Origin of the sequence: Streptomyces sp., from assembly GCF_031181555.1 — a bacterium.
GTDB classification, from domain to species: Bacteria; Actinomycetota; Actinomycetes; order Streptomycetales; family Streptomycetaceae; genus Streptomyces; species Streptomyces fimbriatus.
Genome location: NZ_JAPSKQ010000009.1, coordinates 1 through 12,560 on the forward strand (window position 1 = coordinate 1; position 12,560 = coordinate 12,560).

11 protein-coding genes and 1 tRNA gene are annotated in these 12,560 nt (G+C 70.7%); 7 read left to right on the forward strand and 5 right to left on the reverse strand.

What is annotated here, in order from left to right; all coding sequences use genetic code 11:
• The 3 genes from RIM90_RS03540 to RIM90_RS03550 all read left to right on the forward strand — a co-directional run.
• A partial coding sequence (locus tag RIM90_RS03540) for a branched-chain amino acid ABC transporter permease (protein ID WP_309059033.1) occupies positions 1-990 on the forward strand: 990 nt, incomplete at its 5' end.
• Positions 987-1,859, forward strand: coding sequence for an ABC transporter ATP-binding protein (locus RIM90_RS03545; RefSeq protein ID WP_375165393.1), 873 nt, complete (start codon positions 987-989; stop codon positions 1,857-1,859). The genes RIM90_RS03540 and RIM90_RS03545, both read left to right, overlap by 4 nt.
• On the forward strand, positions 1,856-2,572 hold the full coding sequence (locus RIM90_RS03550) for an ABC transporter ATP-binding protein (RefSeq protein WP_309059034.1): 717 nt from the start codon (positions 1,856-1,858) through the stop codon (positions 2,570-2,572). The genes RIM90_RS03545 and RIM90_RS03550 overlap by 4 nt, the downstream gene beginning before the upstream one ends.
• A gap of 72 nt (positions 2,573-2,644) precedes the next feature.
• Here RIM90_RS03550 and RIM90_RS03555 read toward each other — a convergent pair whose 3' ends face one another.
• Positions 2,645-3,301: a response regulator gene (locus tag RIM90_RS03555; RefSeq protein WP_309059035.1), complete on the reverse strand. Its 657-nt coding sequence runs from the start codon at positions 3,299-3,301 to the stop codon at positions 2,645-2,647.
• 105 nt (positions 3,302-3,406) lie between these two features.
• Here RIM90_RS03555 and RIM90_RS03560 point away from each other — a divergent pair.
• Positions 3,407-3,479: transfer RNA gene (locus RIM90_RS03560), tRNA-Leu, on the forward strand.
• 89 nt (positions 3,480-3,568) lie between these two features.
• Here RIM90_RS03560 and pyk read toward each other — a convergent pair.
• Entirely contained in the window at positions 3,569-4,993 is a 1,425-nt protein-coding gene (pyk, locus tag RIM90_RS03565; protein WP_309059036.1) for a pyruvate kinase, read from the reverse strand.
• A 248-nt stretch (positions 4,994-5,241) separates the two neighbouring features.
• Here pyk and RIM90_RS03570 point away from each other — a divergent pair, with 248 nt between their 5' ends.
• Entirely contained in the window at positions 5,242-7,044 is a 1,803-nt protein-coding gene (locus RIM90_RS03570) for a 5'-nucleotidase C-terminal domain-containing protein (RefSeq protein WP_309059037.1), read from the forward strand.
• A 116-nt stretch (positions 7,045-7,160) separates the two neighbouring features.
• Here RIM90_RS03570 and pepN read toward each other — a convergent pair whose 3' ends face one another.
• The 3 genes from pepN to RIM90_RS03585 form a co-directional block, all read right to left on the reverse strand.
• Positions 7,161-9,665: an aminopeptidase N gene (gene pepN / locus RIM90_RS03575; RefSeq protein WP_309059038.1), complete on the reverse strand. Its 2,505-nt coding sequence runs from the start codon at positions 9,663-9,665 to the stop codon at positions 7,161-7,163.
• A gap of 49 nt (positions 9,666-9,714) precedes the next feature.
• On the reverse strand, positions 9,715-10,257 hold the full coding sequence (locus RIM90_RS03580) for a response regulator (protein WP_309059039.1): 543 nt from the start codon (positions 10,255-10,257) through the stop codon (positions 9,715-9,717).
• Between the two features lie 114 nt (positions 10,258-10,371).
• On the reverse strand, positions 10,372-10,749 hold the full coding sequence (locus tag RIM90_RS03585; protein ID WP_309059040.1) for a chorismate mutase: 378 nt from the start codon (positions 10,747-10,749) through the stop codon (positions 10,372-10,374).
• Between the two features lie 108 nt (positions 10,750-10,857).
• Here RIM90_RS03585 and RIM90_RS03590 point away from each other — a divergent pair, with 108 nt between their 5' ends.
• Positions 10,858-11,766 (forward strand): hypothetical protein, encoded by a 909-nt coding sequence (locus RIM90_RS03590; RefSeq protein WP_309059041.1) that lies wholly within the window; start codon positions 10,858-10,860, stop codon positions 11,764-11,766.
• A gap of 106 nt (positions 11,767-11,872) precedes the next feature.
• Complete coding sequence (locus tag RIM90_RS03595) at positions 11,873-12,514, forward strand: SIMPL domain-containing protein (protein WP_309059042.1); 642 nt, start codon at positions 11,873-11,875, stop codon at positions 12,512-12,514.
• The last annotated feature ends 46 nt before the right edge of the window (positions 12,515-12,560 follow it).

Below are 12,560 nucleotides of genomic sequence, written 5' to 3' on the forward strand. Positions count from 1 at the left end.
AACATCCTGATCTTCGCCACCGTCGCCCTGGGCCTCAACGTCGTCGTCGGCCTCGCCGGCCTCCTCGACCTCGGCTACGTCGCCTTCCTCGGCGTCGGCGCCTACGCCGCCGCCCTGGTCTCCGGCTCGCCGCAGTCGGCCATCGGCGTCCAGTTCCCGTTCTGGGCGGCCGTCCTCACCGGCGCCGTCGCCTCGCTGATCTTCGGCGTGGTGATCGGTGCTCCCACCCTGCGGCTGCGCGGCGACTACCTCGCCATCGTGACGCTCGGCTTCGGTGAGATCTTCCGCATCACCATGAACAACCTGAACGGCAACAGCGGACCCGACGTCACCAACGGCTCCAACGGCATCCCGAACATCCCCGACCTGGAGATCTTCGGCTTCAACCTCGGAGTGTCGCACGACGTCCTCGGCCACGAGCTCACCCGCTCCGGCAACTACTACCTGCTGATGCTGCTGTTCACGGCCGTCGTCGTCATGGTCTTCCGCCGCTCCGCGGAGTCCCGCATCGGCCGCGCCTGGGTCGCCATCCGCGAGGACGAGACCGCCGCCACCGCCATGGGCATCAACGGCTTCCGCCTCAAGCTCCTCGCCTTCGCCCTCGGTGCCTGCCTCGCCGGCCTCGCCGGCACCGTCCAGGCCCACGTGTCCTACAGCGTCACCCCCGAGCAGTACCAGTTCGCCGGCTCCGTGCCGCCCAACTCGGCCTTCCTGCTCGCCGCCGTCATCCTCGGCGGCATGGGCACCATCAGCGGCCCCCTCATCGGCGCCGCGCTGCTCTACCTCATCCCGGCCAAGCTCCAGTTCATGGCGGAGTACCAGCTGCTCCTCTTCGGTATCGCGCTCATGCTCCTCATGCGCTTCCGCCCCGAGGGCCTGGTCGCCGACCGCAGGAAGCAGCTCGAGTTCCACGAGACCGGACAGCTCGACGTACCGGACGACAAGCCGCTTCCCGACGGCGCGACCGGCGTCGCGAAGGCAGGGGCGTGACCACCATGACCACCACCACCGCACCCGGCACCACGACCGTCCTCGACGCCGGCAACGTCACCATGCGCTTCGGCGGCCTCACCGCCGTACGCTCCGTCGACCTCACCGTCAACAGCGGTGAGATCGTCGGCCTCATCGGACCCAACGGCGCCGGCAAGACCACCTTCTTCAACTGCCTCACCGGCCTGTACGTCCCCACCGAGGGCAAGGTCGAGTACAAGGGCACCGTCCTGCCGCCCAAGCCGCACCTGGTCACCCAGGCCGGCATCGCCCGCACCTTCCAGAACATCCGGCTCTTCGCCAACATGACCGTTCTGGAGAACGTGCTCGTCGGACGGCACACCCGCACCAAGGAAGGCCTCTGGTCGGCCCTCCTGCGCCTGCCCGGTTTCAAGAAGGCGGAAGAGGCCTCCCGCGAACGCGCCATGGAACTCCTGGAGTTCACCGGGCTCGCCGCCAAGGCCGACCACCTCGCCCGCAACCTGCCCTACGGCGAACAGCGCAAGCTCGAGATCGCCCGGGCCCTCGCCAGCGAACCCGGCCTGCTCCTGCTCGACGAGCCCACCGCGGGCATGAACCCGCAGGAGACCCGCGCCGCCGAAGAACTCATCTTCGCCATCCGCGACCAGGGCATCGCCGTCCTCGTCATCGAGCACGACATCCGATTCATCATGAACCTCTGCGACCGGGTCGCCGTGCTCGTCCAGGGCGAGAAGATCGTCGAAGGGCCCGCCGAGGTCGTCCAGGCCGACGAACGCGTCATCGCCGCCTACCTCGGCACCCCCTTCGAGGGCGCACCCGGCCAGGACGAGGTCGCCGAGGTCGAGGCCGCCGAGGCGCACAGCACCACAGAAGGGGACGACAAGTGACCGCACTGCTGGAGGTCGAGGACCTCAGGGTCGCCTACGGCAAGATCGAGGCCGTCAAGGGCATCTCGTTCACGGTCGACGCGGGCCAGGTCGTCACCCTCATCGGCACCAACGGAGCCGGCAAGACCACCACCCTCAGGACACTGTCCGGACTCCTCCAGCCGGTCTCCGGCCACATCAGGTTCGACGGCCGGTCGCTGAAGAAGATCCCCGCCCACAAGATCGTCTCGCTGGGGCTCGCCCACTCCCCCGAGGGGCGGCACATCTTCCCCCGCATGACCATCGAGGACAACCTCCGCCTCGGCGCCTACCTCCGCGACGACAAGGAGGGCATCGAGAAGGACATCCAGCGCGCCTACGACCTCTTCCCCATCCTCGGGGAACGTCACAAGCAGGCCGCGGGCACCCTCTCCGGCGGCGAACAGCAGATGCTCGCCATGGGACGGGCACTGATGTCCCGGCCCAAACTGCTCATGCTCGACGAACCCTCCATGGGCCTCTCGCCGATCATGATGCAGAAGATCATGGCGACCGTCGCCGAGCTGAAGTCCCAGGGCACCACCATCCTGCTCATCGAGCAGAACGCCCAGGCCGCGCTCTCCCTCGCGGACCACGGCTACGTCATGGAGGTCGGCAAGATCGTCCTCTCCGGCACCGGGCAGGACCTCCTGCACGACGAGTCCGTCCGCAAGGCCTACCTCGGCGAGGACTGAACCGGTCCGAGCGGACACGACGAGGCCCGCGCCCCCGGCCCCGGGAGCGCGGGCCTCCCGCTGCCGGGGGAACTACCCCTTCGACGCCTTCTTCTCCTCGGCGTCGTCGATGACCGCCTGCGCCACCTGCTGCATCGACATCCGCCGGTCCATCGACGTCTTCTGGATCCACCGGAACGCCGCCGGCTCCGTCAGCCCGTACTGCGTCTGCAGCACCGACTTCGCCCGGTCCACCAGCTTCCGCGTCTCCAGCCGCTGGCTCAGGTCCGCGACCTCGCGCTCCAGCTCCTTCAGCTCCGTGAACCGCGACACCGCCATCTCGATGGCCGGGACCACGTCGCTCTTGCTGAACGGCTTCACCAGGTACGCCATCGCCCCCGCGTCCCGCGCCCGCTCCACCAGGTCGCGCTGCGAGAACGCGGTCAGCATCAGCACGGGGGCGATGCGCTCCTCGGCGATCTTCTCCGCCGCGGAGATACCGTCCAGCTTCGGCATCTTCACGTCGAGGATCACGAGGTCGGGCTTGTGCTCGCGGGCCAGCTCGACGGCCTGCTCACCGTCACCGGCCTCACCGACGACGGAGTACCCCTCCTCCTCCAGCATCTCTTTGAGGTCGAGCCGGATCAGGGCCTCGTCCTCGGCGATCACGACGCGGGTCGTCATCGGAGGGACGTGCGACTTGTCCTCGTCGGGCACGTCTACGGGCTGGGGCGACTCGGGGGCGCTCACGTGGGCTCCTTGGTGCGGGGCAGGCCGGTACTGCTGACAAGAGCGTACCCAGCTGCGGTAAGGTGGGGGCACGGCGGGTGACTGCCGACCTTCGTTTCGAAGGGGGCCCCGGTAGCCCAGCGGTAGAGGCAATGGTCTCAAACACCATCCAGCGTCGGTTCGAATCCGACCCGGGGTACTTTTCCTCCGTATCCAAGGTCATCACCCGGAAAGCGGATCTTCACCTTCTCGTGCATCCGCCGCATCCGCCCGCCCCGTCCTCTCCGATCAGTCCTCTCCGATGCGGTGGACCCGGACGAGGTTCGTCGAGCCGGCGACTCCCGGCGGGGAGCCCGCCGTGATGACGACCGTGTCGCCCCTCTCGCAGCGGGCGTACTTCAGCAGGAGCTCGTCGACCTGGCCGACCATCGCGTCCGTGCTGTCCACGTGCGGGCCGAGGAAGGTCTCCACGCCCCAGGTGAGGCTGAGTTGGGAGCGGGTCGCCGGCTCCGGGGTGAAGGCCAGCAGCGGGATCGGGGAGCGGTAGCGGGAGAGGCGGCGGGCGGTGTCGCCGGACTGGGTGAAGGCGACGAGGAACTTCGCGCCGAGGAAGTCGCCCATCTCCGCCGCCGCGCGGGCCACCGCGCCGCCCTGGGTGCGGGGCTTGTTGCGTTCGGTGAGGGGCGGGAGGCCCTTGGCGAGGATGTCCTCCTCGGCGGCCGCCACGATGCGGGCCATCGTCCGCACCGTCTCGACGGCGTGTTTGCCGACGCTGGTCTCGCCGGAGAGCATGACCGCGTCGGTGCCGTCGATGACGGCGTTGGCGACGTCGGAGGCCTCCGCGCGGGTGGGCCGGGCGTTGTCGATCATCGAGTCGAGCATCTGGGTGGCGACGATGACCGGCTTGGCGTTGCGCTTGGCGAGCTTGATGGCGCGCTTCTGGACGACGGGCACCTGTTCGAGGGGCATCTCGACGCCGAGGTCTCCGCGGGCGACCATGATGCCGTCGAAGGCGGCGACGATGTCGTCGATGTTCTCGACCGCCTGGGGTTTCTCGACCTTGGCGATGACCGGGAGGCGGCGGCCCTCCTCGTCCATGATGCGGTGGACGTCCTTGATGTCGCGTCCGGTGCGGACGAAGGAGAGGGCGACGACGTCGAAGCCGGTGCGCAGGGCCCAGCGGAGGTCGTCCTCGTCCTTCTTGGAGAGGGCGGGGACGGAGACGGCGACACCGGGGAGGTTGAGGCCCTTGTGGTCGGAGACCATGCCGCCCTCGATGACGGTGGTGCGGACGCGGGGGCCGTCGACGGCGGTGACTTCGAGGGTGACCCTGCCGTCGTCGACGAGGATGCGTTCGCCGGCGGTGACGTCGGCGGCGAGGCCGGCGTAGGTGGTGCCGCAGCCGTGGCGGTCGCCCTGGACGCCTTCCTCGACGGTGAGGGTGAAGGTGTCGCCGCGTTCGAGGAGTACGGGGCCCTCGGTGAAACGGCCGAGGCGGATCTTCGGGCCCTGAAGGTCGGCGAGGACGCCGACGCTGCGGCCGGTTTCGTCGGCGGCCTTGCGTACGCGTCGGTAGCGCTCCTCGTGCTCGGCGTGGGTGCCGTGGCTGAGGTTGAATCGGGCGACGTCCATGCCGGCTTCGACCAGGGCTTTGAGCTGGTCGTACGAGTCGGTGGCGGGACCCAGTGTGCAGACGATTTTCGCTCGGCGCATGGTTCGAGCCTAGGGCTTACCGGCGGGTAGCGATTCGGCGGCACGTGACGACTCAACGGCCTGCGGGTGAAGGGTCGTTGACAAGCGTCGAAGTGTGCACCGGGCCGCTCCGATGAGCGTCCGGGGGACGCGCCGGTGCCGGTCACCGGATCGCAACCTGGGGGATCTGTTCGAGGTCGGCGTGTTCAGGTCAGAATCGTCGCGCGAATCTACGCGCGTTGTTCGTCGTTGTCCGAGGAGAGTCTGCCATGCCGTTGAACCGCCGGAAGTTCCTGAAGAGGTCCGCTGTGACGGGAGCGGGGGTGGCGCTGGCGGGTGCGGCGGCTCCCGCGGCCGAGGCCGCCGGGGCGGGGCGGGGGAGGAAGCCGGTGAAGCGGTACGCGCTGACCGTGATGGGGACGACCGACCTGCACGGGCACGTGTTCAACTGGGACTACTTCAAGGACGCGGAGTACTCCGACGCGGCCGGCAACGCGCAGGGGCTGGCGCGGGTGTCGACGCTGGTGAACCAGGTCCGCGAGGAGAAGGGCCGGGACCGCACGCTGCTGCTGGACGCGGGTGACACGATCCAGGGCACCCCGCTGACGTACTACTACGCGAAGGTGGACCCGATCACCGCCGAGGGCGGCCCGGTGCACCCGATGGCACAGGCGATGAACGCGATCGGGTACGACGCGGTGGCGCTCGGCAACCACGAGTTCAACTACGGCATCGAGACGCTGCGCACGTTCGAGGAGCAGTGCGACTTCCCGCTGCTGGGGGCGAACGCCCTGGACGCGAAGACGCTGAGGCCCGCCTTCCCGCCGTACTTCATCAAGACGTTCCGGGTGAAGGGCGCCCCGCCGGTGAAGGTGGCGGTGCTGGGCCTGACGAACCCGGGGATCGCGATCTGGGACAAGGCGTACGTGCAGGGGAAGCTGACGTTCCCGGGTCTGGAGGAGCAGGCGGCCAAGTGGGTGCCCAGGCTGCGGTCGATGGGCGCGGACGTGGTCGTGGTGTCGGCGCACTCGGGGTCGTCGGGGACGTCGTCGTACGGTGACCAGTTGCCGTACGTGGAGAACGCGGCGGCGAACGTGGCGCGGCAGGTGCCGGGGATCGACGCGATCCTGGTCGGGCACGCGCACCAGGAGATCGAGGAGCTGAGGGTCACCAACGACGCCACCGGCAAGGACGTCGTGCTGTCGGAGCCGCTGTGCTACGCCGAACGGCTGACGCTGTTCGACTTCGAGCTGGTCTTCGAACGCGGCCGGTGGCGGGTGGAGTCGGTGAAGGCGTCCCTGCGGGACGCGGCGACGGTGGAGGACGACCCGGCGATCACCGAGCTGCTGTCGGACGAGCACGCCGAGGTCGTGGCGTACGTCAATCAGGTGGTGGGCACGGCGACGCAGACCCTGACGACGGTGGAGGCGCGCTACAAGGACGCGCCGATCATCGACCTGATCGCCAAGGTGCAGGAGGACGTGGTGAAGGCGGCCCTCGCGGGCACCGAGTACGCCTCCCTTCCGGTGCTGTCGCAGGCGTCGCCGTTCTCGCGGACGTCGGAGATCCCGGCGGGCGAGGTGACGATCCGGGATCTGTCGAGCCTGTACGTGTACGACAACACGCTGGTCGCGAAGGTGATGACGGGGGCGCAGGTCCGGGCGTACCTGGAGTACTCGGCGGAGTACTTCGTGCGGACGGCGGCCGGTGCTCCCGTGGACGTGGCGAAGCTGACGAACGCGAACGGCCGTCCGGACTACAACTACGACTACGTCTCGGGGCTCGGCTACGAGATCGACATCGCCCGGCCGGCCGGGTCGCGGATCAGGAACCTCACCTTCGGCGGTGCTCCGCTGGACGACGCGCAGCGGTTCGTGTTCGCGGTGAACAACTACCGGGCGAACGGAGGCGGCGCGTTCCCGCACGTGGCGTCGGCGAAGGAGGTGTGGTCGGAGTCGACGGAGATCCGTACGCGGATCGCGGAGTGGGTGACGGCGAAGGGGGTGCTGGACCCGGAGGACTTCGCGTCGGTGGACTGGAGGCTGACCCGGGACGGTACGCCGGTGTTCTGATCGTTCCCCGGCCCTTCGGAGGAGGTACGTCCCCTTCGGGGAGGGGTGAGGTGCCGCGGAGGGTGCCGCCGGGCCGCCGGCGGCACCCTGATCCTGTCCGGTCCGAACGGGAGGCCCTAGGCCTGCTGGATGCGCAGGGCGCGGGCCAGGTCGTCGAGCTGGTCGACGAGTTTGCGGCGCAGGGCGGGGATCGGGTCGGCCTTGCGCAGGCACTTCTCGCCGAGCTTCAGGTTCTCGGCGTCGACGGCGTGGGCGGGGAAGGCCCAGCGGCCGGCGGCCTCGGCGATGGCGGGGCCGCGACGGGCGGCGACGGCCACCGCGTCCTTGTAGTAGCGGGCCACGTACGGGCGCACCAGGTCGGCCTGTTCGGGCTGCCAGAAGCCCCGGGCGGTGGCGGTGAACAGGTAGTTGGACAGGTCGTCGGAGCCGAACATGGCCTTCCAGGCGCGTGCCTTGGCGCTCTCGTCGGGCAGGGCGGCGCGGCAGCGGGCGGCGCCTTCCCGGCCGGTGGCGCTGGGGTCGCGTTCGAGTTCGGCGGCGATGTCGGCCTCGTCGACGGCGCCGAGGGCGGCGAGCCGGGCGAGGACCCGCCAGCGCAGTTCGGGGTCGAGTTCGGGGCCGCCGGGGACGGTGCCGTCGGCGAGCCAGGCGGCGATGGTGTCGGGGTGGGCGACGGTGTCGATGCGGTGGCGCACGGCGATCAGGCGCAGGCCGGGGTGGTCGCCGTCCTCGGTGCGCCGGATGAGGTCGCGGCACAGCCCGGTGAGGGTGGCCAGCCCGGCGGGCCGCCGGCCGGGGGTGAGGTAGCGGTCGGCGATGTGGCCGGTGGCGAAGGCGAGGACGCCCTGGACGAGGGCGAGGTCGGTCTCCTCGGGCAGGTGGGCGGCGGCCGTCGCGAGGTAGGCCTCCGGTTCGAGTTCGCCGTCGCGGACCATGTCGCGCAGCGCGTTCCACACGACGGCGCGGGTGAGCGCGTCGGGGATGCCGGACAGGCCGCGCAGGACGGTCTCCAGGGAGGTGTCGTCGAGGCGGATCTTGGCGTAGGTCAGGTCCAGGTCGTTGGGGACGACCAGGGCGGGGCGGGTGCCGGGGCGCGGCTCGGGGGTCCCGTCCCGGGGGACGTCGGTCTCGTAGCGCTCCCGCAGGACGAGGCTGCGGCCGTCGCTGAGGTCGCGGTCGTAGACGCCGACGGTGACGCGGTGCGGGCGGCTGCCGTCCCGGTCGAGGGCGAGGGTCCACTCGCCCGGGCGGGAGTCGACGGACGCCGTGAGCCGGTCGACGCCGGTGGTGCGCAGCCAGGCGTCGGCCCAGGCGTGGACGTCGCGTTCGGTGGCGGAGGCGAGGGAGTCGATGAAGTCGGCGAGGGTGGCGTTGGCGAACCGGTGCCGCTCGAAGTGGGTGTTGATGCCGGCGAGGAAGTCCTTCTCGCCGAGCCAGGCGACGAGCTGGCGCAGGGCGGAGGCGCCCTTGGCGTAGGAGATGCCGTCGAAGTTGAGCAGCGCGGAGGCGGTGTCCGCCACGTCCTCGGGGGCGACGGGGTGGGTGGAGGGGCGCTGGTCGGCGTCGTAGCCCCAGGCCTTGCGGGCGACGCCGAAGTCGGTCCAGGTGCCGGTGAAGCGGGTGGCCTCGGTGAGGATCTGGTAGCCCATGTACTCGGCGAAGGACTCGTTCAGCCAGATGTCGTCCCACCACTTGAGGGTGACGAGGTCGCCGAACCACATGTGGGCCATCTCGTGCGCGACGACCATGGCGCGGGTCTGGCGTTCGGCGTCGGTGACGGCGGAGCGGTAGACGAACTCGTCGCGGAAGGTGACCAGTCCGGGGTTCTCCATGGCGCCCGCGTTGAACTCGGGGACGAAGGCCTGGTCGTAGGAGTCGAAGGGGTAGGGCTCCTCGAACTTCTCGTGGTAGCGGTCGAAGCACGCGCGGGTGATGTCGAGGAGTTCCTCGGCGTCCGCGTCGAGGTGGGGGGCCAGGGAGCGGCGGCAGTGGATGCCGAAGGGCAGGCCGCGGTGCTCGGTGCGCACGGAGTGCCAGGGGCCGGCGGCGACGGCGACGAGGTAGGTGGAGATCAGCGGGGTGGGGGCGGCCTGCCAGCGGCCGTCGCCGAGGTGCTCGGTGATGCCGTTGGCGAGGACGGTCCAGCTCTCGGGGGCCGTGACGGTGAGGTCGAAGACGGCCTTGAGGTCGGGCTGGTCGAAGGCGGCGAAGACGCGCTGGACGTCCTCCATGAACAGCTGGGTGTAGACGTAGGTCTCGCCGTCGGTGGGGTCGGTGAAGCGGTGCATGCCCTCGCCGGTGCGGGAGTAGCGCATCCGCGCGTCGACGCGCAGTTCGTGGTCGCCGGCGGTGAGGTTCTTCAGGGGCAGCCGGTTGCCGTCGAGGGTGCCGGCGTCCAGGGGCTGTCCGTCGAGGGTGACGGAGCGCAGCTCGGCGGGCCTGATCTCGACGAAGGTGTCCGTGACCTCTTGGTCCGCGAGGACGCTGAACCTGATCAGGGTGCGGGAGTCGAAGGTCTCGTCCCCGGTGGTCAGATCGAGTTCGATCGTGTAACGGTGGACGTCGAGGAGCTGTGCTCGGTTCTGCGCTTCGTCGCGCGTCAGTACGGACATGCAGGCCATGCTGCCCGATGCCGTCGGCGAGGCACAGGGGCGGATATCGGTACGCGGCCTATGTCCGGTCTCGTTCGAGCTCCCCGGTGTGCGCCCCTGCGGGCTGCCCGGGCGGTACGCGCGGGAGGGGACGGGGCAGGCCGGGACGCCCGGGGTTCGCGGTGCGTTCCTCGAGCCGGGCGCGCAGGGTGCGGATCTCGCGCTCCAGGGCCAGCCGGCGCTGGTGGGTGTCGTAGAGGTGGCGGATCTTGGTGCGCAGGGCCCAGGGGTCGACGGGTTTGGTGACGAGGTCGGCGACGCCGAGGGCGTAGGCGGCGGCGCCGAGCTGCCGGTCGCGGACGAAGCCGGTGAGCAGGACGACGGGGATGTGCTGGGTCTGTTCCAGGCGCCGCATGTAGCGCACCACCTCCAGGCCGCCGGTGCCGGGCAGGTGGGCGTCGAGGAGCAGCAGGCCGACGTGTCCGCGCAGCAGCTGTTTGAGGGCTTCGTCGCCGCTGGTGGCCCGGCCCAGCAGGTGACCCAGCGGGGCCAGGGCGTTCTCCAGCGCGTACAGGGTGTCCTCGTGGTCGGCGACGATGAGGATGCGGGCATCCGGTGGCATGGCGCACGTCCCTCCTCGCAAGGGACCGGAGGTGAGCTGTCCGGGTGCTGACGGGTGGTGCCCGCCGGCTGACAAGGAGTGCACAGCGCAGCATGCCCCGCGCGGGCCGTCGTGTCACTCCCCGGGGGAGGCCGTTGTGGTCCGGTTCGCCGAGGGCGTGGAGCCGTTCACTGCCGCGTCGGCGATGTGTTCGTGGTGGCGGATCACCTCGGCGATGATGAAGTTCAGGAATTTCTCCGCGAAGGCCGGGTCGAGCTTGGCGTTCTCGGCGAGGGCGCGCAGCCGGGCGATCTGGCGGGCCTCGCGGGCCGGGTCGGCGGGCGGCAGCCGGTGCTCGGCCTTGAGGCGGCCGACCTGCTGGGTGCACTTGAAGCGCTCGGCGAGCATGTGGACGACGGCCGCGTCGATGTTGTCGATGCTGTCGCGCAGCCGGGCGAGTTCCTCGCGGACGGCGGGGTCGACGTCTCCGGTACCGGTGTGGCTGGTGGTCATGGGAGGTCAGCCTACGGGGCAGAAGGGGGCGCGGTCCGGGCGATCGAGGGCGGTGGCCGGGACGTGCCCGTACAGTGGAATCGGGTTCACGGCGTCCGGGGGTGAGGCGTGGCGAACGACGGACCGGTCGAGCACGGCTACCCACATCTGGAGACGGTGCGGGCGGCCATCACCGCGTTGTACAGGCGTTTGTCGTACGACACGATCCATACGTTCTCGTCCAGCGTGGCGCCGGCCGACGTGGCGTTCTGCGACACGGACGATCTTCATCTGGGGGCTCAGCGGGTGGCCCGCGAGCTGGTGCGGCACTACCGGCTGCCGGACGCGCGGCTGATCGTCGGGTTCCGGGAGATGGGGCACGCGGCGAACGTCGAACTCGAGGCCGGCCCGGAGTACTTCGTCGAGCTGAACGACCGGTTCCGTACGCATCGGCGGGACATCGGGGCGGCTCTGGCGCACGAGGTGACGCATGTGTACCTGCACCGCCTGGGGCTGTCGTTCCCCGGTACGCGGGACAACGAGATCCTGACGGACACGACGGCGACGTATCTGGGGACGGGGTGGCTGCTGCTGGACGCGTTCCGCCAGGACGGGGTGTCGTCTCAGAAGCTGGGATACCTCACGCCGGAGGAGTTCGGGTACGTGCTGGCGAAGCGGTCGCTGGTGTTCGGGGAGGATCCGTCGGTGTGGTTCACCAGCGCGCAGGCGTACACGGCGTACGCCGAGGGCATGGCGCTGGCCCGCCGTGACGAGCGGCAGCCGCCGCTGACGGCGGCCGGCTGGGCGGGCCGCCGGCGTTACGCGCGGGACCGCCGCCACGCCCAGGACCACCGCCCCTCCCCCGTCCCGGCGGCCGGCCGGCCGGATGTCCCGTACAGCTTCATGCCGGACGGCCACGGCCCGCTGCGGGTGTCCTTCCCGTGCCCGACCTGTCAGCAGCGGATCCGGGTGCCGGTACGGGGGCGGGTGCGGGCGCGGTGCGGGTTGTGCCGGACGGTGCTGGAGTGCGACACGTGAGAGGGGCGCGCCCGGGGTGGACGGGCGCACGGACGCGGGGCGGGTGAGGGACCGGGGCCCGGCGATCACCCGGCGCGCCGCGGCCCGGCGGTGCTTCAATGCCCTCATGACGGAGACGATCAAGGAGCCCTGGGGGCTCAGTGTGTTCGGTGCGGGCAGCGTGCGGGTCGAGCCCCAGCTGGTCCGGGTCAGGCTCGCGGTGGACGTGCTGGAGCCCGGGCCGGACCAGGCGTTCCAGGAGGCGGGGGCCGCGGCGGCACGGCTGCGGGAGGTGCTGCGCCGGCACGGGATACCGGACGCGTCGGTGTCCGGCTCGCGGCTCAAGCTGAGCTCGGAGTACGACGGGTACGGCGGCGAGCGGACGTTCCGCGGCTACCGCTGCAGGGCCGCGTACGTCGTCGAGAGCGGGGCGCTGGACGACCTCCAGCAGCTGATCGTGGAAGCGGTCGAGGCGGGGGCGCACGCCATCGACAGCGTCGAGTTCGACGTGCACGACAAGCCGGCGCTGCGGGACGAGGCGCGCCGCCGGGCCGTGGCCGCGGCCCGGCGCAAGGCGGAGGTGTACGCGGAGGCGGCGGGCGTGCGGCTCGGCACGGTGCTGCACATCCAGGACGTGGACTCGGAGTCGTACGAGTTCAAGCAGTACCGCGGTCACGGCGGCGGGGGCGGCGCCTCGTCCGGGGACCTCGTGCCGGGGATGGTGGAGGTCTCGGCGGGCGTGGTGCTGGGCTTCTCGCTGGGACGGTAGGGACGGTGGGTTCCGGGGCCGCCGGACTCCCCCGGGCGCTGGGCCC

Excerpts from the sequence above, each read along its gene's own strand:
- pyk (WP_309059036.1), bottom strand. The coding sequence starts at position 4,993 with ATGCGCCGAGCGAAAATCGTCTGCACACTGGGTCCCGCCACCGACTCG.
- RIM90_RS03570 (WP_309059037.1), top strand. The coding sequence starts at position 5,242 with ATGCCGTTGAACCGCCGGAAGTTCCTGAAGAGGTCCGCTGTGACGGGA.
- pepN (WP_309059038.1), bottom strand. The coding sequence starts at position 9,665 with ATGGCCTGCATGTCCGTACTGACGCGCGACGAAGCGCAGAACCGAGCA.
- RIM90_RS03580 (WP_309059039.1), bottom strand. The coding sequence starts at position 10,257 with ATGCCACCGGATGCCCGCATCCTCATCGTCGCCGACCACGAGGACACC.
- RIM90_RS03585 (WP_309059040.1), bottom strand. The coding sequence starts at position 10,749 with ATGACCACCAGCCACACCGGTACCGGAGACGTCGACCCCGCCGTCCGC.
- RIM90_RS03595 (WP_309059042.1), top strand. The coding sequence starts at position 11,873 with ATGACGGAGACGATCAAGGAGCCCTGGGGGCTCAGTGTGTTCGGTGCG.